20 protein-coding genes are annotated in these 21095 nt (G+C 69.8%); 4 read left to right on the forward strand and 16 right to left on the reverse strand.

Features of this window, described 5'->3' with window-relative positions; translation table 11 throughout:
• Positions 1 to 188 precede the first annotated feature (188 nt).
• Positions 189 to 1346, reverse strand: coding sequence for an acetylornithine deacetylase (argE, locus tag DFQ59_RS16860; RefSeq protein WP_114280901.1), 1158 nt, complete (start codon positions 1344 to 1346; stop codon positions 189 to 191).
• Positions 1347 to 1493: 147 nt separating this feature from the next.
• Between argE and DFQ59_RS16865 the strand changes: the two genes are divergently transcribed.
• Both DFQ59_RS16865 and DFQ59_RS16870 read left to right on the forward strand, forming a co-directional pair.
• Entirely contained in the window at positions 1494 to 2618 is a 1125-nt protein-coding gene (locus tag DFQ59_RS16865) for a GNAT family N-acetyltransferase/peptidase C39 family protein (RefSeq protein WP_114280902.1), read from the forward strand.
• A 20-nt stretch (positions 2619 to 2638) separates the two neighbouring features.
• Positions 2639 to 4132: a RimK family protein gene (locus tag DFQ59_RS16870; RefSeq protein WP_114280903.1), complete on the forward strand. Its 1494-nt coding sequence runs from the start codon at positions 2639 to 2641 to the stop codon at positions 4130 to 4132.
• A 51-nt stretch (positions 4133 to 4183) separates the two neighbouring features.
• Here the strand turns inward: DFQ59_RS16870 and DFQ59_RS16875 are convergent, their stop codons facing one another.
• From DFQ59_RS16875 to DFQ59_RS16935, 13 genes are all read right to left on the reverse strand, one after another.
• Positions 4184 to 4369, reverse strand: a complete 186-nt coding sequence (locus tag DFQ59_RS16875; RefSeq protein WP_114280904.1) for a hypothetical protein — start codon at positions 4367 to 4369, stop codon at positions 4184 to 4186.
• A gap of 231 nt (positions 4370 to 4600) precedes the next feature.
• Complete coding sequence (gene urtE, locus DFQ59_RS16880) at positions 4601 to 5296, reverse strand: urea ABC transporter ATP-binding subunit UrtE (protein WP_114280905.1); 696 nt, start codon at positions 5294 to 5296, stop codon at positions 4601 to 4603.
• On the reverse strand, positions 5296 to 6135 hold the full coding sequence (gene urtD, locus DFQ59_RS16885; RefSeq protein ID WP_114280906.1) for an urea ABC transporter ATP-binding protein UrtD: 840 nt from the start codon (positions 6133 to 6135) through the stop codon (positions 5296 to 5298). Before urtD ends, urtE begins: the two co-directional genes overlap by 1 nt.
• Complete coding sequence (urtC, locus tag DFQ59_RS16890) at positions 6132 to 7229, reverse strand: urea ABC transporter permease subunit UrtC (RefSeq protein ID WP_114280907.1); 1098 nt, start codon at positions 7227 to 7229, stop codon at positions 6132 to 6134. The genes urtD and urtC overlap by 4 nt, the downstream gene beginning before the upstream one ends.
• Before the next feature lie 3 nt (positions 7230 to 7232).
• Positions 7233 to 9002 (reverse strand): urea ABC transporter permease subunit UrtB, encoded by a 1770-nt coding sequence (gene urtB, locus DFQ59_RS16895; RefSeq protein WP_245937303.1) that lies wholly within the window; start codon positions 9000 to 9002, stop codon positions 7233 to 7235.
• Positions 9003 to 9132: 130 nt separating this feature from the next.
• On the reverse strand, positions 9133 to 10434 hold the full coding sequence (gene urtA, locus DFQ59_RS16900) for an urea ABC transporter substrate-binding protein (protein ID WP_114280908.1): 1302 nt from the start codon (positions 10432 to 10434) through the stop codon (positions 9133 to 9135).
• 306 nt (positions 10435 to 10740) lie between these two features.
• Positions 10741 to 11361 carry an urease accessory protein UreG gene (gene ureG, locus DFQ59_RS16905; RefSeq protein WP_114280961.1) on the reverse strand — a complete coding sequence of 207 codons (621 nt, stop codon included), beginning with the start codon at positions 11359 to 11361 and terminating at the stop codon, positions 10741 to 10743.
• A gap of 37 nt (positions 11362 to 11398) precedes the next feature.
• The gene (locus DFQ59_RS16910) at positions 11399 to 12106 is read right to left on the reverse strand and encodes an urease accessory protein UreF (protein WP_114280909.1); all 708 of its coding nucleotides are present in this window, start codon (positions 12104 to 12106) and stop codon (positions 11399 to 11401) included.
• On the reverse strand, positions 12090 to 12560 hold the full coding sequence (gene ureE, locus DFQ59_RS16915) for an urease accessory protein UreE (RefSeq protein WP_114280910.1): 471 nt from the start codon (positions 12558 to 12560) through the stop codon (positions 12090 to 12092). Before ureE ends, DFQ59_RS16910 begins: the two co-directional genes overlap by 17 nt.
• Positions 12561 to 12588: 28 nt before the next feature.
• Positions 12589 to 14292 (reverse strand): urease subunit alpha, encoded by a 1704-nt coding sequence (gene ureC, locus DFQ59_RS16920; protein ID WP_114280911.1) that lies wholly within the window; start codon positions 14290 to 14292, stop codon positions 12589 to 12591.
• 7 nt (positions 14293 to 14299) lie between these two features.
• The gene (locus DFQ59_RS16925) at positions 14300 to 14611 is read right to left on the reverse strand and encodes an urease subunit beta (protein WP_114280912.1); all 312 of its coding nucleotides are present in this window, start codon (positions 14609 to 14611) and stop codon (positions 14300 to 14302) included.
• 11 nt (positions 14612 to 14622) lie between these two features.
• A complete protein-coding gene (gene ureA, locus DFQ59_RS16930) occupies positions 14623 to 14925 on the reverse strand; it encodes an urease subunit gamma (protein ID WP_114280913.1) in 303 nt (100 codons plus the stop codon).
• 51 nt (positions 14926 to 14976) lie between these two features.
• A complete protein-coding gene (locus DFQ59_RS16935) occupies positions 14977 to 15825 on the reverse strand; it encodes an urease accessory protein UreD (protein ID WP_114280914.1) in 849 nt (282 codons plus the stop codon).
• Between the two features lie 297 nt (positions 15826 to 16122).
• On the opposite strand from DFQ59_RS16935, the gene ilvD reads away from it, so the two are divergent.
• Together ilvD and DFQ59_RS16945 are read left to right on the forward strand one after the other, a co-directional pair.
• Positions 16123 to 17967 (forward strand): dihydroxy-acid dehydratase, encoded by a 1845-nt coding sequence (gene ilvD / locus DFQ59_RS16940; protein ID WP_114280915.1) that lies wholly within the window; start codon positions 16123 to 16125, stop codon positions 17965 to 17967.
• Positions 17968 to 18469: 502 nt separating this feature from the next.
• Positions 18470 to 19183: a YfdX family protein gene (locus DFQ59_RS16945; RefSeq protein WP_170142204.1), complete on the forward strand. Its 714-nt coding sequence runs from the start codon at positions 18470 to 18472 to the stop codon at positions 19181 to 19183.
• A 73-nt stretch (positions 19184 to 19256) separates the two neighbouring features.
• On the opposite strand, the gene DFQ59_RS16950 is transcribed toward DFQ59_RS16945, so the two are convergent.
• Positions 19257 to 20069, reverse strand: a complete 813-nt coding sequence (locus tag DFQ59_RS16950) for an arylamine N-acetyltransferase family protein (protein ID WP_114280917.1) — start codon at positions 20067 to 20069, stop codon at positions 19257 to 19259.
• A gap of 3 nt (positions 20070 to 20072) precedes the next feature.
• Positions 20073 to 21005, reverse strand: a complete 933-nt coding sequence (locus DFQ59_RS16955; protein WP_114280918.1) for a ketopantoate reductase family protein — start codon at positions 21003 to 21005, stop codon at positions 20073 to 20075.
• Between the last annotated feature and the right edge of the window lie 90 nt (positions 21006 to 21095).

Here is a 21095-nt window from a genome sequence, read left to right on the forward strand (position 1 = left end):
CCGTGTTCCGTGTTCCGTGTTCCGTGTTCCGTGTTCCGTGTTCCGTGTTCCGTGTTCCGTGTTCCGTGTTCCGTGTTCCGTGTTCCGTGTTCCGTCAAGAGCGTCCCCGATAATCAAGAGCCCGCGCAACCCCTTCGCCCTTCACGCACTCACGCACTCACGCATTCACGCATTCACGCATTCACCCATCACCCTTCACAGCAGAACCGCCCGATCAGCTGCTCCAGCAGGTCCACGGTGGGGCGGACACGGTCCAGCGCCAGGTATTCGTCCGGCTGGTGGGCCTGGTCGATGTCGCCCGGGCCGAGGATCAGGGTCTCCATTCCCAGCGCCTGCAGGTAGGGCCCCTCGGTGCAGAAGGCCACCGCCTCGGCGCCGTGGCCGGTGAGCCGTTCGGCGACCTGCACCAGCGCCGAGGCGGCCGGGGTCTCCATGGCGGGCGTGCCCTTGAACAGGGGGAATATCTCCAGCTCCAGGCGCGAGCCCTCCAGCCGCCGCTCCAGCCGCCGGACGAGCTCGCCGCGCAGCTCGTCGAGCGCCATGCCCGGCAGAGGCCGCAGGTCGATATGCAGCTCGCAGCGCCCGCAGATGCGGTTGGGATTGTCGCCGCCGTGGATGTGACCCAGGTTGAGGGTGGGCACCTCCACCTGGAACAGGGGATTACGGTGGGCCGCCTGGAGCTCCGCGCGCCAGGCCAGGATCTCGCCCAGCACCCCGTGCATTCCCTCCAGGGCGTTGACGCCGAGGGACGGGTCGCTGGAGTGGCCGGAACGGCCGGTAAGCCGGATGGCCTCCATCATGATGCCCTTGTGCATGCGCACGGGCCGCAGCCCCGTCGGCTCGCCGATGACCGCGTAGCGGCCCCGGGGACGGCCGGCGGCCACCAGGGCCTCGGCCCCCTCCATGCTGCTCTCCTCGTCGGCGGTGGCGAGGATGATGAGGGGCGAGCGCAGCTGCCTCGCCTCGAACCGCCGCGCCGCCTCGATGGCCAGCGGGAAGAAACCCTTCATGTCGGCGGTCCCCAGCCCGTAGAGCCGGTCGTCGGCCTCGGTGAGGACGAAGGGGTCGGAACGCCAGCGGTCGGCGTCGAAGGGCACGGTGTCGGTGTGGCCGGCCAGCACCAGCCCCCCCGGACCCGCGCCCAGGGTGGCGATGAGGTTGGCCTTCTCCGGGCGCTCCGGCAGCGGCATCACCTCCACCGCGAAGCCGAGCGTCTCCAGCCAGCCGGCAAGGATGTCGATGACCGCGCGGTTGCTCTGGTCGAACTCGGGGCTGACGCTGCTCACCGAGGGGGTGGCCACCAGGCGCTGCAGCATTTCGATGAGACCGGGGACGGGCGTGTTCATGGAGCAAGGATGGACCGGGTTCCGGCAACTGCGCAAGCGCTCCGTCACGGTGATGGTGGGCCCCGTTCCCGCGTGCTAAATTACTGGGGCCCGTGGCGGTGTGCCGCGTGGCGCAAGGGTGCTTACCCTCTCCCTCACGGTCATCCCATGATCAGACCTGCCGATCTGTCGGACATCGATGCGCTGGTGGCCATCGAGAACCGCTGCTTCGAGACCGATCGCCTCTCCCGGCGCAGCTTCCGCTACATGCTCACCAAGGCCAACAGCAGCCTGCTGGTGGAGGAATCGGAGGGCGCCATCCGCGGCTATGCCCTGGTGCTCTACAACGCCGGCACCTCGCTGGCCCGGCTCTACTCCATCGCCGTGGATCCGGGCCACCGCGGCCTGAAGCTGGGCGGCAAGCTGCTGCAGGCCGCGGAGGCCGCGGCGCTGGAGGCGGGCTGCGCCTACATGCGCCTGGAGGTACGCCAGGACAACGAGGCCGCCCAGCGCCTCTACCGGGAGCTCGGCTACCAGAAGTTCGGCACCTGGCTCGACTACTACGAGGACCACGAGGAGGCGGCCCGCTACGAGAAGCTGCTGGCCCCCCACCTCAATCCCGACCTGGTCATCGTCCCCTACTACCAGCAGACCCTGGACTTCACCTGCGGTCCGGCCACCCTGATGATGGCCATGAAGGCGCTCGACCCGGACACGGAGATGAGCCGGCGCCAGGAGATCCGCATCTGGCGGGAGGCCACCACGGTGTTCATGACCGCCGGCCACGGGGGCTGCGGCCCCTACGGCCTGGCGCTGGCCGCCCACCACCGCGGCCTGGACGTGGAGATCCACGTGGTGGACGACGAGGAGGCCATGTTCATCAGCTCGGTGCGCAGCGAGGAGAAAAAGGAGGTCATCCGGCTGGTGCAGGAGGACTTCCTCGACCAGATCCGGCAGCTCTCCCTGCCCCTGCACCATGACCGGCTGGGCGTGGCGGACCTGCGTGCGGCCTTCGAGTCGGGCGCCATCCCGGTGGTGCTGATCAGCTCCTACCGCATCTACCGGGAGAAGTTCCCCCACTGGGTGGTGGTAACGGGCTTCGACGAACGCTATATCTATGTGCATGACCCCTTCGTGGACGACGAGGCCGGCAAGACGCAGACCGACTGCGTGAGCATGCCCATCCCCCAGAAGGACTTCGAACGCATGGCCCGCTACGGCAAGTCCGGGCAGCGCGCCGTGCTCATCCTCCGCAAGCGCAGGTCGCGCCGCCGCGGGCAGCGCGCCGGCTGAAACGACCGTTCACGGGAGCCATGGCCACTCAAGTCATCGTCGTCGAAAATCCAGCGGACGGGAAAGCCCTCGAGGCGGGCTACCCGGTCATCACCGTCAGCGACTATCTCACCCGCCCGGAATATATCCGCCAGAAGGACCTGCGGGTTATCAACCTGTGCCGCAGCTACCGCTACCTGAGCACGGGCTACTACTGCTCGCTCCTGGGCGAGGCGCGCCACCACCGGGTGGTCCCCGCGGTGAAGACCATGCTGGATCTCAGCAGCAAGGCCATGTACGGGCTCGACGTGGAGGATCTGGACGAGCTGGTGCACGAGACCATGGGCGGGAAGCGCCGGCGCAGCAGGGAGGTGGAGGGACTGACCGGCTTCACCCTGGAGATCTATTTCGGCCACACCATCTACGCACCGCTGGAGGAGCTGGCCCGGCAGATCTTCGAGACCTTCCCCGCCCCCCTGCTGCGGGTGGAGTTCGAGAAGGAGGGCACCTGGCGCATTGCCTCCATCAAGCCCCTGTTCCTGCACAAGCTCACCGCCGGGCAGACCGCCAGCTTCATCGAGGCGCTGGACACCTACTCCAAGAAGCGCTGGCGCACCCCGCGCTCGCGCACCGTCTTCCGCTACGACCTGGCGATTCTCCACGATCCCGCCGATCCCCTGCCCCCCTCCGATCCGAAGGCGCTGAAGAAATTCATCCGCATCGGCAAGGACCTCGGGGTGGACATCGAGCTCATCGGGAAGAAGGACTACGCCCGGCTGGCGGAGTACGACGGACTGTTCATCCGCTCCACCACCAGCATCGACGACTACACCTACCGCTTCGCCAAGAAGGCCCAGAGCGAGGGCATGGTGGTCATCGACGACCCCGAGTCGATCCTGCGCTGCACGAACAAGGTCTACCTGGCGGAGCTGCTGAAGGCCAACCGCGTGGCCACGCCCAGGACCCGCATCATCCGCAAGCGCGACCTGCCGGAGCTGGAGGCGGAGTTCGGCTTTCCCCTGGTGCTCAAGATCCCGGACGGCTCCTTCTCCCGCGGCGTGGTGAAGGCGGAGAGCGCCGAGCAGCTGCAGCGCCATGCCGCGGAGCTGTTGCGGGAGTCGGAGCTGATCCTGGCCCAGGAGTACATGTACACGGAATTCGACTGGCGCATCGGGGTTCTCAACCGCGAGCCCCTCTACGCCTCCCAGTACTTCATGTCCAAGAAGCACTGGCAGATCTACAAGCACGAGGGCGGCGGGCGCTTCGCCAGCGGGGCCTACAAGACCTGGCCCCTGGAGGAAGTGCCGGCGAAGGTGATATCGGTGGCGCTCAAGGCGGCCAACCTCATCGGCGACGGCCTCTACGGCGTGGACCTCAAGATGTACCGGGGCAACGCCTACGTCATCGAGGTGAACGACAATCCGAGCCTGGAATCGGGGGTGGAGGATGGCGTGCTGAAGGATGCCCTCTACCGGCGCATCATCGAGGAGTTCGTGCGCCGCATGGAGCTGCGGCGGAGCAACCGGCGCGGCTGAGCCGGGGAAGGCGGGGCGCCCCCGGCCCGGAAGCCGGGTGCGCGCAGCCGGTCATGAATGGTAGAGGCAACGGCAGAGATAGCCGAAGACAACGACCACGATCGAAGCGGCGATGGCCACCGGGTTGCCCTCGGTGCCCAGGCCCACCACCAGGGGCAGGCCGACGGGAAACAGCACCAGCCAGGGCTGGCGACCCACCCGTCTCAGGTCTCGCTGCAGGTGCTGTGACACACCCATGGGACTCCTCCATCCGCATGTTCTCGGCTCCCGCCGGCGTCTGGCGCGTCGGCTTTATGATTTGTTCTGGGAGCGAATTCATTGTTGTCATGGGTGCGTGCGGCAGACAGCGTCAGCGGCCCGACCCGGTGGCGAATCCATAATTCTCACCACTCGAGTCGGGAAATTAGCAGAACTCCACCCCGGGAGACAACCGGCAGCTGTCGTGCAGCGCAACAAGCAGGCGCCGGTTCAGACGGCGAGATAGCGTCCCACCAGCGTGTCATCCAGCTGCCCGATGGCGCCGGACGCCACGCTGCGCCCCTTCTCCACCAGGTTGAAGCGATGGGCGGTGCGGCGGGCGAAGGGGAGCTTCTGCTCCACCAGCAGCACGGTGAGCCCCTCCTCGCGGTTGAGGCGCCGGATGACCGCGCCGATCTGGTGCACGATGTTGGGCTGGATGCCCTCGTTGGGCTCGTCGAGGATGAGCAGGCGCGGCTCCAGCACCAGCGCCCGACCGATGGCGAGCTGCTGCTGCTGGCCGCCGGAGAGATCCCCGCCGCGCCGGTTCAGCATCTCGCCGAGCACCGGGAACAGCTCGAACACCCGCCCGGGGATACGGCGCGCGCGGGGACCGCGGATGCCGAGACCCACCCGCAGGTTCTCCTCCACGGTGAGCTGGGGGAAGATCTCGCGGCCCTGGGGCACGTAGCCGATGCCGAGGCGGGCGCGCAGCTCCGCCGGCCGTCCCGCCAGTTCCCGGCCGTCGAACCGGATGGAGCCGCTGCGCACCGGCAGCAGCCCCATGACGGCTTTCAGCAGGGTGGTCTTGCCCACGCCGTTGCGCCCCATCAGGCAGGTGCACTCGCCCTCCGGCACCTCCAGGTCCAAGTCCCAGAGGATGTGGCTCTCGCCGTAGAACTGGTTGACGCCCTCGAGCCGCAGCATCACTCGCCCCCCAGGTAGACTTCCACCACCCGCGGATCGTTCTGCACCGTGTCCATGTCCCCCTCCGCCAGCACGCTGCCCTCGTGCAGCACCGTCACCTTGCGGGCGATGGAGCGCACGAAGGCCATGTCGTGCTCCACCACCACCACCGAGTGGCCGCCCGCGAGGCTGGTGAGCAGCTCGGCGGTGCGCTCTGTCTCCCCGGCGGTCATGCCCGCCACCGGCTCGTCCACCAGCAGCAGCTTGGGGTCCTGCATCAGCAGCATGCCGATCTCCAGCCACTGCTTCTGGCCGTGGGAGAGCAGCCCGGCGGGGCGGCCGTGCTCGCCGGTGAGGCCGATGCTGGCGAGCACCTCGTCGATCCGGTCGCGCTGGGCGCCCGTGAGGCGCGCCCTCAGCGTATGCCAGACGCCCTTGCTGCCGCGCATGGCCAGTTCGAGGTTTTCGAACACCGTGTGCTGCTCGAACACGGTGGGCTTCTGGAACTTGCGGCCGATGCCGATCTCGGCGATGGCCGGCTCGTCCAGGCGCAGCAGATCGATGCGCTGGCCGAAGTGGACCGTGCCCGTGTCGGGGCGGGTCCGGCCGGTGATGACGTCCATCATGGTGGTCTTGCCGGCGCCGTTGGGGCCGATGATGCAGCGCAGCTCGCCGGTGTCGATGTAGAGGTTCAGGGCGTTCAGCGCCTTGAAGCCGTCGAAGCTCACGCTCACATCCTCCAGGTAGAGGATGGGGCCGTGGGTGGTGTCCAGCACCATGTCCCGGCTCAGCGCCGGGGCCATGAAGTCGAACACCCGGTCGCGGCGCAGCAGCTCCCGCGTGGTGCGCAATCCGCTCATGCCCGCGCCTCCCGGACCCGGCGCACCAGCCCCGCCACGCCGCGGGGCAGGAACAGGGTCACCAGCACGAACAGGGCGCCGAGGGCGAACAGCCACACCTCCGGAATCGCGCCGGTCAGCCAGGTCTTGGCGTAGTTCACCAGCAGCGCGCCCACCACCGCACCGTAGAGGGTGCCGCGGCCGCCCACCGCCACCCAGATGACCAGCTCGATGGAGTTGAGCGGCGAGAACTCGCCGGGGTTGATGATGCCCACCTGGGGCACGTACAGCGCCCCGGCGATGCCCGCCAGCACCGCCGAGACGGTGAACAGCCAGAGCTTGTAGTTCTCCACCCGGTAGCCGAGGAAGCGGGCGCGGGCCTCGGCGTCGCGCACCGCCACCGTGACCCGCCCCAGGCGCGAACCGACGATGGCGCGGCAGAGCACGTACCCGCCCGCCAGCGCCAGGGCCGAGGCGAGGAACAGGGCCACCCGCGTGGTGTCCGCCTGCAGGCTGAAGCCGAGCAGGTCCTTGAAGTCGGTCAGCCCGTTGTTGCCGCCGAAGCCCATCTCGTTGCGGAAGAAGGCGAGCATCAGGGCGTAGGTGAGCGCCTGGGTGATGATGGAGAGGTAGACCCCGGAGACCCTCGAGCGGAAGGCGAGCCAGCCGAACACGAAGGCCAGCAGCCCCGGCACCAGTCCCACCATGATCAGGGCGAACCAGAACTGGTCGAAGCCGAACCAGTACCAGGGCAGCTCCTGCCAGTTGAGGAACACCATGAAGTCGGGCAGCTCCGGGTTGCCGTAGACGCCCCGCTCGCCGATCTGGCGCATCAGGTACATGCCCATGGCGTAGCCGCCGAGGGCGAAGAAGGCGCCGTGGCCGAGGCTGAGGATGCCGGCGAAGCCCCACACCAGGTCGAGCGCCAGGGCCAGCAGGGCGAAGGTGAAGTACTTGCCCAGCAGGGTGACGGTGAAGGTCGATACGTGCAGCGCCGAGGAGGCCGGCACCGCCAGGTTGAGCACCGCCACGGCGGCGGCGACCACGGCCAGCACCGCCAACAGCACCTGGCCGCCGGTGTCGCCCCGCAGGGCACTGGGAAAGAGGCGCACCATGGCTCAGGCCTCCGCTGCCCGCCCCTTCTGCGGAAAGAGTCCGCGGGGGCGCTTCTGGATGAACAGGATGATGAACACCAGCACCAGGATCTTGGCCAGCACCGCCCCGGACACCGGCTCCAGGAACTTGTTGGCCACCCCCAGGGTGAGACTGCCCACCAGGGTGCCGAGCAGGTTGCCCACCCCGCCGAAGACCACCACCATGAAGGAGTCGATGATGTAGGCCTGGCCGAGATTGGGGCCCACGTTGGTGAGCTGGCTCAGCGCCACGCCGGCCACCCCGGCGATGCCCGATCCGAGACCGAAGGTGAGCGCGTCCACCCGGTCGGTGCGCACGCCCATGGCCTTCGCCATGGCCCGGTTCTGGGTCACCGCCCGCACCTTGAGCCCGAGACTGGTGCGCTTCAGCACCAGGATGAGGGCCACGAACACCATCAGGCTGAAGACGATGATGGCCATGCGGTTGTAGGTCAGCGACAGGGCGCTGTTGATCTCCAGCGAGCCGCTCATCCAGCCCGGCGTGGCCACCGAGCGGTTCAGCGGCGAGAAGACGGTGCGCACCAGCTGTTGCAGGACGAGGCTCAGGCCGAAGGTGGCCAGCAGCGTCTCCAGCGGCCGGCCGTAGAGGAAGCGGATGACGCCCCGCTCGATGGCCACCCCCGCCAGCCCCGCCACCAGGAAGGCCGCCGGCACCGCCACCAGCAGCGACCAGTCGATGGCCTCCGGCATCAGCAGCTGCACCACGTAGGTGGTGTAGGCGCCGAGCATCATCATCTCGCCGTGGGCCATGTTGATGACCCCCATCACGCCGAAGGTGATGGCCAGGCCGATGGCCGAGAGCAGCAGCACCGAGCCGAGGCTGATGCCGAAGTAGGCGGTCTCGGCCAGGCTGAACAACTCCAGCCGCGCGTCGATGCCGGCGAGCACCTTGCGCGCCGCCGTGCGCACGCTCTCGTCGGGCTCGGCGAAGCCACCGTCGTCCCGCACCGCGGTGAGCGCCGCCAGGTGGTTGCGCACCGCCGGCTCCAGGTTTCCTTCCAGCACCCCGAGGGCGCTGAGGCGGGTCTCCCGCTCGCCGCCATTCAGGGCGCCCAGTGCCAGCGCCACCTCCATGGCCGCGCGCACCTCGGCGGCCGTCTCCAGCGCCGCCGCCTCCCGCAACAGGGCCAGGGAGGACTCATCCAGTCCGTCGAGCATCTGCCGCACGGCGGCCAGGCGCACCTCTTTCTCCGGGTCGTGGAGACTGAGGCGGGCGATGGCGTCCCGCAGCTGGCCGCGCAGGCTGTTGTTGATGGTGACCCGGCGCAGATCGCCCTTGCCGACGCTGCCGAGTGCGCTGCCGTCGATGGCATCGGTCACCGGCTGCCCGTCGCCCCCGGCCGCAGCCGGGATCACCAGCCGGTCATCGGACTTGCGCCGGTAGAGCTCGCCCGCCAGGAACGCCTCGAGCAGAATCCGGGCACGGGGATGACCGCTCGCGGCGATCTCCTCCACCCGCGCCGCCTTCTCCCGGAAACCGGCGCCGGCCAACTCCGAGACCAGCATGGCGAAGGTGCGCTCCGGCACCGGCCCATCCTCCGCCGGGGTCCCCGGCGCAACCATTGCGCCGGGATCGGCGGCCGCCGCCGCGGACAGGCCCGGCGCCGGGGGCCCGGCTTCCGCCACGGCGGCAGCGGTGGCCTCCGCCAGTCCCGGCGCGGGACTCCCCAGGCACGCCAGCACCAGCAGCAGGATGCAGGCGGGCCGTAAGCGCGTTGCGTTGTTTCCACCCATGGACGTTGTGTGCCGTGTGCTATCGATGACTTCAGCGGGAATCACCGCCGGAAAGGGATCCTCCGGCCACCGCTCAACCAGCGCCGGAACAGGGAACGGACGCCCTCCCTGGCGTCCGCAGGGCGCCGGATCAGTAGTTCTGGCCCGAGCACTCCTTGGTGACGGTGTTGTAGTTGCCGCAGGAGACGGGCGGCGTCCAGTCGGCGATGATGTCCTTGCTGCCGGGCAGGAAGTCGGACCAGGCGTCGCCGGGAACCTCGGCGTCGGTCTCCCAGACCACCGCGAACTGGCCGTCATCCTGGATCTCGCCGATGAGCACCGGCTTGGTGACGTGGTGGTTCTTCAGCATCACCGCCTTGCCGCCGGTGAGGTTGGGCGTCTCCAGGCCGATGATGGCCTCGGCCACCTTGTCGGTATCGGTGCTGCCGGCCTTCTCCACCGCCTTCACCCACAGGTTGAAGCCGATGTAGTGGGCCTCCATGGGGTCGTTGGTGACGCGCTTGTCGCTCTTGATGAAGGTGTGCCACTGCTTGATGAAGGCGTCGTTCTCAGGCGTATCGACGCTCATGAAGTAGTTCCAGGCGGCGAGGTGGCCCACCAGCGGCCGGGTGTCGATGCCCGAGAGCTCCTCCTCGCCCACGGAGAAGGCCACCACCGGGATCTCCTCGGCGGAGATGCCCTGGTTGCCGAGCTCCTTGTAGAAGGGGACGTTGGCGTCGCCGTTGATGGTGGAGACCACGGCGGTCTTCTTGCCGGCGGAGCCGAACTTCTTGATGTCGGAGACGATGCTCTGCCAGTCGGAGTGGCCGAAGGGGGTGTAGTTGATCATGATGTCCGCATCGGCAACACCCTTCGCCTTCAGGTAGGCCTCGAGAATCTTGTTGGTGGTGCGCGGGTAGACGTAGTCGGTGCCGGCCAGCACCCAGCGCTCCACACCCACGTCGTTCATCAGGTAGTCCACCGCGGGAATGGCCTGCTGGTTCGGCGCCGCGCCGGTGTAGAAGACGTTCCTGGAGGACTCCTCGCCCTCGTACTGCACCGGGTAGAAGAGCAGTCCGTTGAGCTCCTCCACCACCGGCAGCACGGACTTGCGCGATACCGAGGTCCAGCAGCCGAAGATGGCGGCCACCTTGTCCTGCTGGATCAGCTCGCGGGTCTTCTCGGCGAACAGCGGCCAGTCGGAGGCGGGGTCCACCACCACCGGCTCGAGCTGCTTGCCCAGCAGTCCGCCCTTCTTGTTCTGCTCATCGATGAGCATCAGCATGGTGTCCTTCAGGGTGGTCTCGCTGATGGCCATGGTGCCGGAGAGCGAGTGGAGAATGCCCACCTTGATGGTGTCGGCGGCCTGGGCCATCTGCAGGCCCAGGCCCAGGACCGCGGCCGAACAGGCCAGTGCGGTGCGCTTGAGCAGCGTGCGGTTGTTTCTCTTCATGTAACCCCCATACCGGTGTGTGGTCGTTGGTGAAGCAGCCGGGTCGTGCCCGTCGCAAACGGGATTGCATGCACCATGCCAATCGGCAGGCGGGCGGCCGCAACCCGCGCGGATGCGCCGGAACCGGGCCCCGCCCGTGCCGCAACGGCACCCGCTGCACCGCCGCCGTGCATCCGCGCGGTGCACGCATCGGGCTGGTGCGCGCGCACCGCACCCCCACGGTGCGGCCCTGCTCCGCCCGCACCAGTACCGCGCATAAAAAAACCGCGCCTTCGCGGGCGCGGCTGCGGGCGACGGGATGGCGGCTCAGGCCGCCTGTTCCAGCAGACCCTGGCGGACGATGAACTCCACCACCGCCTCCAGCCCCGTGCCGGTCTTGAGGTTGGTGAAGACGAAGGGTCGCTCGCCGCGCATGCGCCGCGCGTCCCGGTCCATCACCTCCAGGGAGGCGCCGACGTAGGGGGCGAGATCGATCTTGTTGATCACCAGCAGGTCCGAGCGGGTGATGCCGGGCCCGCCCTTGCGCGGAATCTTGTCGCCGGCGGAGACGTCGATCACATAGATCGTCAGGTCCGAGAGCTCGGGGCTGAAGGTGGCGCTCAGGTTGTCGCCGCCGCTCTCCACCAGCACCAGGTCGAGCTGCGGGAAGCGCCGCCCCAGTTCGGCCACCGCGGCCAGGTTCATGGAGGCGTCCTCGCGGATGGCGGTGTGGGGACAGCCGCCGGTCTCCACGCCGATGATGCGCTCGGACTCCAGGGCCTCGTGACGAATGAGGAACTCCGCGTCCTCGCGCGTATAGATGTCGTTGGTCACCACCGCGATCTCGAACCGCTCGCGCAGGACCCGGCACAGGGCCGCCAGCAGCGCCGTCTTGCCGGAACCCACCGGGCCGCCCACGCCAACCCGCAATGTCTGCCTGTTTTCCACCGTGTCGTCCTCCACTTCGATCGCGCCGCCGCTCCGATCAGGAGCGGAACAGCCGCGTGTACTGGGTCTCGTGCAGGGCACCGGCCAGGGCGAGACCCGGAGCGCCCATTCCCATCACCGCCTCATCCAGCTCCAGCCCCCGCTCCACCGCGGCCGGCATCCGCCGCTGGAGCGCCGAGAGCAGGCGCTGGGCCGCCGTCTGTCCGAGCGGTATCAGCTTGGTGGCCGCCGCCACCTGGTTCTCCGTCCACGCCCACAGCAGCCCCAGCGCGCCGCTGCGCACCGGGATGCCCCAGCTCACCGCTGCCAGGGCGAACAGGGTGGCGAAGCCGGCATCACCGCGTCCGGCCCAGGCCCGGGCCCGCTCCTCGCCCAGGTCGGCGAGCAGTCGCGCCAGGGCGGCGCCCAGGTGGCGATCCTCGGCCTGCAGCTCGGCGCTCTCGCGCACCGCCCCCAGCCAGGCGTTCCAGTATTCCACCTCCGGCTCGGCCGCTTCGCGCCAGGCCCGGTGCAGCCGGGCGAAGACCGGAACGTCGGCGCGGGCGAGGCTGTGCTCCAGCAGCCCGCCGATCCACTCGCCCGCGCTGCGCTCGTCCGTCACCCAGCCCGCCTCGACGGCCCATTCCAGCCCCTGGGAGTAGGCGAAGGCGCCCACCGGCAGCGCGGGACTGGTGAGTTGCAGCAGGCGCAGCAGGGCGGCTTCGCCGGCCACGTCCGCCGGTTCTGGCTCAGACCAGGCGCACATGCACGTAGTCGTGATTGTGCGCATGCCCGTGGCCGCCGCCGTAGGCGCCCCCCTCGGGCTCGAACGGTGCGATCTCGTTCACCACTTCCAGCCCCAGCTCGCGCAGCATGTCGTCGAGCACGTGGTCGGTTGCGTAGCGCACCCAGGCGGTCTCGATCTGCAGCGCCACGTGGCGGTTGCCGAGGTGATAGCAGGCCCGGGCCAGCAGCAGCGGATCCCGGCTGCGGGCGGTGGAGACGCGCTCCGGGGCCGCGCAGACGCGGATGACCCGCCCGCTCTCGTCGCGCAACAGGTCGCCGTCGCAGAGCTGCGTGCCCCGCGGCAGCATCAGCCCCACGTTCTCGCCGTTGTCCAGCTGCACCGGCATGCGGCTCTTCACCCGCAGCTCGTAGGGCAGCGTGAGGGTCACTTCGGGCTGTTCCGGCGTCCCGAGCCGTTCCGTCACTCGCAGCATCTGGATATCCTCCCGGGGCCGACCCCGGCTAGAACAGGAAGTAGCGCTGGGCCAGGGGCAGCACCGTGGCCGGCTCGCAGGTGAGCAGCTCGCCGTCGGCCCGCACGGCGTAGGTCTGCGGGTCCACCTCGATGCGCGGCAGCCAGTCGTTCAGCACCATGTCCACCTTGCCCACCGTGCGACAGCCCTGCACGGCCGCCACGGTCTTGGCCAGCCCCAGCCGGCCGCCGATGTCCGCCTCCAGGGCCGCCCCGGAGACGAAGGTGAGCGCGGTGGCGTGGCGCGCCCCGCCCAGCGCCCCGAACATGGGCCGGTAGTGCACCGGCTGGGGCGTGGGGATGGAGGCGTTGGGATCGCCCATGGGCGCGGCGGCGATGAGCCCGCCCTTGATGATGAGGTGCGGCTTGGCCCCGAAGAAGGCGGGCCGCCACAGGACCAGGTCCGCCAGCTTGCCCACCTCCACCGACCCCACCTCGTGACTGATGCCGTGGGCGCGGGCCGGGTTGATGGTGTACTTGGCCACGTAGCGGCGGGCACGCAGGTTGTCGCTGCCGGCGGAGTCACCGCTCAGGCTGCCGCGCTGCGCCTTCATCTTGTGGGCGGTCTGCCAGGTGCGCGTGATCACCTCGCCCACCCGGCCCATGGCCTGGGAGTCGGAGGCGATCATGGAGAAGGCGCCGAGATCGTGCAGGATGTCCTCCGCGGCAATGGTCTCGCGGCGGATGCGCGAGTCGGCGAAGGCCACGTCCTCGGGGATGTTGGGGTCCAGGTGGTGGCAGACCATGAGCATGTCCAGGTGCTCGTCCACCGTGTTCACCGTGTAGGGTCGGGTGGGGTTGGTGGAGGACGGCAGCACGTTGGCCTCGCCGCAGGCGCGGATGATGTCCGGCGCATGCCCCCCGCCGGCGCCCTCGGTGTGGTAGGTGTGGATGGTGCGGCCCTTGAAGGCGGCCAGGGTCTGCTCCACGAAGCCCGATTCGTTGAGGGTGTCGGTGTGGATGGCCACCTGCACGTCGAAGCGGTCCGCCACGCCGAGACAGCAGTCGATGGCCGCCGGCGTGGTGCCCCAGTCCTCGTGCAGCTTGAGCCCCATGGCCCCGGCGCGCACCTGCTCCTCCAGCGCTTGCGGCAGGCTGGCGTTGCCCTTGCCGAGGAAGCCGAGGTTCATGGGCAGGCCGTCGGCCGCCTGCAGCATGCGGTGGAGGTTCCAGGGGCCCGGGGTGCAGGTGGTGGCGTTGGTGCCCGTGGCCGGACCGGTGCCGCCGCCGAGCATGGTGGTGACGCCCGACATGAGCGCCTCCTCCACCTGCTGCGGGCAGATGAAGTGGATGTGGGAGTCGACGCCCCCGGCGGTGACGATGAAGCCCTCGCCGGCGATGGCCTCGGTGCCCGGCCCCACCACGATGTCAACGCCCGCCTGGGTGTCGGGGTTGCCGGCCTTGCCGATGCCGGCGATGCGCCCCGCCTTGATGCCGATGTCCGCCTTCACCACGCCCCACCAGTCGAGGATCAGGGCGTTGGTGATGACCGTGTCCACCGTTTCCGCACTCGGCGCCTGGGACTGGCCCATGCCGTCGCGGATCACCTTGCCGCCGCCGAACTTCACCTCGTCGCCGTAGACGGTGCGATCCGCCTCCACCCGGATCCAGAGGTCGGTGTCGGCGAGCCGCACCCGGTCGCCCACGGTGGGGCCGTACATCTCCGCATAGGCCTGCCGGCTGATGCTCACCATGGCCGCCTCATCCCTCCAGCTCGCCCATCACCCGGGCGTTGAACCCGTACACCCGCCTCCGGCCGGCATAGGCCACCAGCTCCACCTCCCGCTCCTGCCCCGGCTCGAAGCGCACGGCGGTGCCGGCGGGAATGTTGAGCCGGAAGCCGCGGGCGGCTTCGCGGTCGAAGGCCAGCGCCGGGTTGGTCTCGTGGAAGTGGTAGTGGGATCCCACCTGGATGGGCCGGTCCCCGGTATTGGCCACGGTCACCCGCAGCGTGGGGCGCCCGGCGTTGATCTCGATCCCGCCCTCGGCGGCCACGATTTCGCCTGGAATCATCATCCGTCTCCTCAGCCGATGGGCTCGTGCACGGTCACCAGCTTGGTGCCGTCGGGGAAGGTGGCCTCCACCTGCACCTCGGGGATCATCGCCGCGACCCCCTCCATCACGTCATCCGCCCCCAGCAGGGTGCGGCCGTAGTCCATCAGCTCGGCGACGCTGCGCCCGTCGCGGGCCCCTTCCAGGATCGCGGCGCTGATGTAGGCCACCGCCTCCGGGTAGTTGAGCTTCAGTCCCCGCTCACGGCGCCGCTCGGCCAGCAGGGCCGCGGTGAACAGCAGCAGCTTGTCCTTCTCCCGTGGCGTCAGTTCCATCACTCCTCCTCTTCATGTTCCCGGCCCCGCCCGGAGGCGCGGGTCCCCGCTTCAGGTGTTCCAGATCCGCGGCGCGCACGCCGGCCGCCCCAGCAGCGCCGGGCGCAGCACCCGCCAGGCGGCCTCGAAACAGCGCCGGGCGCGCGCGGTGGAACCGCCCAGGTAGCGGCACACCAGCACCTCTTCCAGCTGGGTGACAGTGAACAGGTCGCCGGGCGCGTCCGCGCCCACCGCCTCCCGCACGCTCCGATCCAGTCCCGCAACGTTGCCGACGGCGGCGAGGCTGCCGATCACCGGCGCGCCGCGCAGCCCCCAGGCCGCCGACTGGAACGGGGTTCCCGCCTCCAGGTCGAGCCGCTCCAGGTAGAGGGGACGGCCGTTGCGCCACAGCTCGAGGCGCTGGCGCAGCCGGCCGCGGGCGAACGCCTCGCCCGCCGCCGGGCGCCCCAGGCAGGTGATCTCCCAGCCCAGGAAGCGGGCGTCCCCGGCCAGGTCCACCCGGGTCCCGCTCTCCACCCGGGCACCGTCGTAGACGATGTTCTCCTGCGGCAGCCACTCCAGCGCCGCCCCCGCCTCCAGCTCCAGCCGTACCGCCTGGCTCGCGGTCGGCCCGCCGCTGCGGTAGAACTTGCCGGCGGCCGGCGCGGTCAGCAGCACCCCGGAGCGCGCGGCGGCCCGCACCTGCAGCCGCAGGCGGTCGCCCCCCACCACCCCGCCCGGCGGGTGCAGCAGGTAGACGTGGCAGACGCCCGGCTCGGGGTGGAAGGTGCGCTGCACCAGCAGCGGGCCGCGGTGGCGCCGCTCGGCCAGCACGCTGCGCTCCCCCCGGCGCTCGAAACCAAGGGTCAGCGTTCCCAGCCAGCCGGACTCCGCCTCCGCCACCCTGGCCACGGCCGTCATGGGTCACTGCTCCGCCACCGCATCCGTCACCGTCCTCCGCCATGCCTCCGTCCCGGGAACAGAGCAAGGCCCATGCCAGCCGGGAAAAACCGGCGCGGGCATGGATGGATGGCGCCTGGGGCGGGCGCGCGTGCACCAGCACGGGGAACAGGACGGTGCAGGGACGCCATGACGCACCATGATGGTGCGCGGCGGGCGGATTGATCGACCGCGGCGGGGGATCGGCCAGGCGGGTCATCTGCTATGCTAGGGCACTGCTCCGCAGAGCCGTCGAGTCGAACCGCACGAGGAAACACCATGCCCAACTACCGCTCCTGGACCACCACCCGCGGCCGCACCATGGCCGGCGCCCGGGCGCTCTGGCGCGCCACCGGAATGAAGGACGACGACTTCAACAAGCCCATCATCGCCGTGGTCAACTCCTTCACCCAGTTCGTCCCCGGGCACGTGCACCTGAAGGACCTGGGACAGCTGGTGGCGCGCGAGATCGAGGCTGCCGGCGGCGTGGCCAAGGAGTTCAATACCATCGCCGTGGACGACGGCATCGCCATGGGCCACGGCGGCATGCTCTACTCCCTGCCCTCGCGGGAGATCATCGCCGACAGCGTGGAGTACATGGCCAACGCCCACTGCGCCGACGCCCTGGTGTGCATCTCCAACTGCGACAAGATCACCCCGGGCATGCTGAACGCGGCGCTGCGCCTCAACATCCCCGCCATCTTCGTCTCCGGCGGCCCCATGGAGGCGGGCAAGGTGAAGTGGCACGGCGAGGAGCTCCATGTGGATCTCATCGACGCCATGATCGTGGCCGGCGACGACAAGGTGAGCGACGGCGAGGTGCAGGAGATGGAACGCTCCGCCTGCCCCACCTGCGGCTCCTGTTCGGGCATGTTCACCGCCAACTCCATGAACTGCCTCACCGAGGCGCTGGGGCTGAGCCTCCCCGGCAACGGCACGGTGGTGGCCACCCACAAGGATCGCGAGCGGCTGTTCCGCGAGGCCGGGCGCATGATCGTGGCGCTGGCGAAGCGCTACTACGAGCAGGACGACGACTCGGTGCTGCCGCGCTCCATCGCCACCTTCGCGGCGTTCGAGAACGCCATGTCGCTGGACATCGCCATGGGCGGCTCCACCAACACGGTGCTGCACCTGCTGGCCGCCGCCCAGGAGGCGGAGGTCGACTTCACCATGGCCGACATCGACCGCCTGTCGCGCAAGGTGCCCAACCTGTGCAAGGTGGCCCCCGCCACCCAGAAGTACCACATCGAGGACGTGCACCGGGCCGGCGGCATCATGGCCATCCTCGGCGAGATGGACCGTGCCGGGCTGCTCAACCGCGAGGCGAGGACGGTGCACTCCGCCAACCTGGCCGAAGCCATCGCCCTGTGGGACGTGCGCCTCACCACCGACGCCAAGCGCCACGACTTCTACAGGGCCGCCCCGGGCGGCGTGCCCAGCCAAGTCGCCTTCAGCCAGGATCGCCGCTTCCCGGCGCTGGACCTGGACCGCGAGAACGGCTGCATCCGTGACCGGGAGCACGCCTACAGCCAGGACGGCGGGCTGGCGGTGCTCTACGGCAACCTCGCCGAGGAGGGCTGCATCGTGAAGACCGCCGGCGTGGACGAGAGCATTCTCCAGTTCGCCGGTCCCGCCCGGGTGTTCGAAAGCCAGGAGGCGGCGGTGGAGGCGATCCTCGGCAACCGGATCGTGGCCGGGGACGTGGTGGTGATCCGCTACGAGGGGCCGCGCGGCGGGCCGGGCATGCAGGAGATGCTCTACCCCACCTCCTACCTCAAGTCCAAGGGGCTGGGCAAGGCCTGCGCCCTCATCACCGACGGGCGCTTCTCCGGCGGCACCTCCGGGCTGTCCATCGGCCACGCCTCCCCCGAGGCGGCCGAGGGCGGCGCCATCGGCCTGGTGGAGGAAGGCGACACCATCGAGATCGACATCCCCAACCGCTCCATCCGCCTGGCGGTGGACGAGGCGGTGCTCGCGGAGCGCCGCGCGGCCATGGAGGCCAAGGGCGCCGGCGCCTGGAAGCCGGACCGCGAGCGCAAGGTTTCCGCGGCGCTGAAGGCCTACGCCGCCATGACCACCTCCGCCGCCCGCGGCGGCGTGCGCGACGTCAGCCAGCTCGGCTGACCCGCGCCGGGCATCCGCCACGCAGGACGCTAAGACATTTTACTGGACAGGATTTACAGGATTTACAGGATTTACAGATTAAAGCTCCCGGTCCAGTGTCGGTCTCCGGGAAGGGACGGGGCATGGGCAGGACGCGCTTACCGGAATGGGTGCAATCCAAATCCTGTTCATCCTGTGAATCCTGTCTATTCGAAAGTGTCAGCATACTTCCTCCGCATCCGATGGCTTCCTGCTGGCGTCCCGGGCCGGAATCCCCTCCGGCCGCGGTGGCCCATATCCACCCGTCCGACTCCCCGACGGGGGATTTCCACCGCCTCACTCCCTCCTGAAAGAATTACAACGCCCGCGATTTCAATGACTTGACATGATGGCCCGGATGTTGCCCCGGTCAGGGCGTGAATCCGGTCCGTCCCCCGGCAACCCGCCGGCAGGGGCTCCGGGCGCTCCCATCGCGGCGCCGATTCCCCGGAACCGGGCCGCGCGCAACCGCGGAGGACATGTCATGAAGCATTCAGCTCCCAACACACCCCGGCGCCATCCGGGCGCCATGCTCCTGGCCATGCTGCTGATCCTGCCCGGAGCCCAGGGCATCGCCGCCACAACCCCCGCCCCGGCCCGATCCCATGCCTGGAGCGACGCGACCCTGGCCGATCTCGCCTACAGCGCCGGTCACGCCCTGGTGCGCGAGCTGCGCGGCGCCCGCGCCGACCTGGATGCCAACCGCCCGGACGCAGCCCGGCGCGAACTGGGCTACGGTACGCGGATCATCCATGCGATGGACCTGCTGTTCCCCTACGACCGGGCCCTCGGGCAGATCGCCATGGGCGAGTTGGCGAATGCGCGCACGGACCTGAAGGCCGGCCGCAGCCAACGCTTCGAGCAGGACCTGCTCCCCCTATACGCCAGCCTGGAGACCATGGAAGAGTATGCCCCCGAGGAGGCCATGGCCCTGCGCGGCAGTGTGGACAAGGCCCGCCAGGCGGTCACCTCCGGCAAGCCGGGTGAGGCCCTGCAGGCGCTGGACCAGTCCGCCGAGCGCATCTCCGTGAGCAGCACCTACCTGCCGGTGGACTATGTGCGGGGACAGCTCGACAGTGCCATCCACGCCCTGGAGAAGCCGTTCCACGACCCGGCCATCGCCCGTCACGCCATCGACAACGCCCTGGTGGTGGTCGAGAACGACTGGCTGCTGGATACCCCCCGCCAGTTGGAATGAGTCCGCCGTCCCGGGCCGTCCGCCCCCCGGCCCGGGACCGGTCCGGTTGGAACCGCCGCGGATCCGGGCCGCTTCAGGGGGTCGACGGGGCCGGCGCCGCGAAAGCGTCGTAGGCGACGTCGAGTTCGAGGCCGAAGTGGGTGACGAGTGCCTCCAGGTAGGCGGGTCCCGGTTCCAGGGTCTCGCGCCGGAGGGTCCCGCCCTGGCGGATGGCGAGTTCGAAATCGCTCAGGGTCACCCTTCCGGAGGGCATGGCCAGGGCGCAGATCCTGCGCTGGCGGAACGGCGACCCCGGCCAGCGGGAGGTGAAGAAGTTGGCCATGTCGATATCCGCCGGCAGGGTCAGCTCGGCGCTGAAGGCGTAGAGATCCTGCCACCCCTCCCCGCTCTCCTGCTGCAGCACCAGGCCCAGCGACGGATCGCGGCGCAGGCGATAGCGCTCGCCGTACTGGGCATCCACCCGCCCCGGCTCCAGCGGGATGGGGGCCCGCAGCCCCGGGCCGCCGAAGCCGACATCCGCCAGCCAGGTGCGTCCGCCCAGCTCCAGCAGCAGCACCTGGTGGGTACGCGGTCCCGGCCCGGGGCGCCCGTACAGCACCCGCGCCAGGCATGGCCGGGGGGCATGCCCCAGCGCCCCGAGCGCCAGGGACAGCAGGCCGTTCAGCTCAAAGCAGTAGCCGCCGCGGCGGCGCCCGATGAGCTTCTCCGCCAGCGCCGCGGGGGCGAGGGAAATGTCACGGCCGAGATGGATGTCCAGGTTCTCGAACGGGATGGCGAAGACCTGGGCGGTGTGCAGCCGGTGCAGGCTCTCCGCGCCGGTGTCGAACGGTCCCCCGGCGCCGATGCGCTCCAGGTAGGCGTCGAGAGGAAAGCCGGGGCCGGCCACGGTTCAGGGCTCCCCCGCGACGCCGCCGCCCAGGCTCTCGCGGAAGCGGATGAGCCGCGCCAGGGTGGCGTTCACCGGGGTCGGGATCCCCAGCGCCGCGCCCCGTGAGGCCACCGCGCCGTTGAGGAAGTCGATCTCCGTGGGGCGGCCGCGCTGCAGATCCTGCAGCATGGAGGGGTGGTGATCGGCGGTGGCCGGGAGCTGCACCGTGCGCAGATGCTCCAGGTAGGCCTCCGCGCCGGGCCAGGGCAGCGTCACCCCATCCGCCGCGCAGACCGCGCAGGCCTCCGCGACGATCCCCTCGATGACGGCCCAGGCCTGGGGATGGGCGAGGGCGCCGTAGGCGACGCCCATCAGCGCGCCGAGTGGATTGAGGGCGCAGTTGTAGAGGGTCTTGGCCCACAGGGCGGCGCGGATGGAGGGCGTCGACCCGGCCTTGAGTCCGGCGGCGCGCAACAGCGCCACCAGCCCCTCCACGGCCGGGTCCGCCCCCTCCGGGAAACGGCCCAGGCGGATGGGGCCCGCCTCCACGCTGACATGCACCCGGGCGTCGCCGCGCCATTCGAAGCCGGTGATGATGGTGCCGCCGATGACCCGGTCGGTGAACCCGGCCAGGATCTCCTCGTTGCCGAGGCCGTTCTGCAGGCTCACCACCTCGCGCCCCACCAGCACCGGCGCGAAGCGCTCGGCCAGCCCCCGGGTGTCGGTGGACTTGCAGGCGACGATGACATAGTCCCAGTCCTCCTGCTCCGGCACCGTCTCCGCGGCGCTGAAGCGGAAGCGCGCCTCGCCCCAGACCCCGCTCATGGAAAAGCCGTCCGCGGCGATGGTCCGGGCATGGCGCGCCCGGCACACCGCGTGCACCGTCGCCACCCGGGAGAGCATGCCGGCCACCGACAGCCCCACCGCACCGGCCCCCAGGATCAGGATGCGCATGCCTCTCTCACCTCCGCCACCGTACCCGAGCATCATACCGCCACCGGATGGCGGACGGACACGTTGCGGTGCAGCCGGCCCATGCGCATC

It is taken from the genome of Thioalbus denitrificans (assembly GCF_003337735.1).
Classification (GTDB): domain Bacteria; phylum Pseudomonadota; class Gammaproteobacteria; order DSM-26407; family DSM-26407; genus Thioalbus; species Thioalbus denitrificans.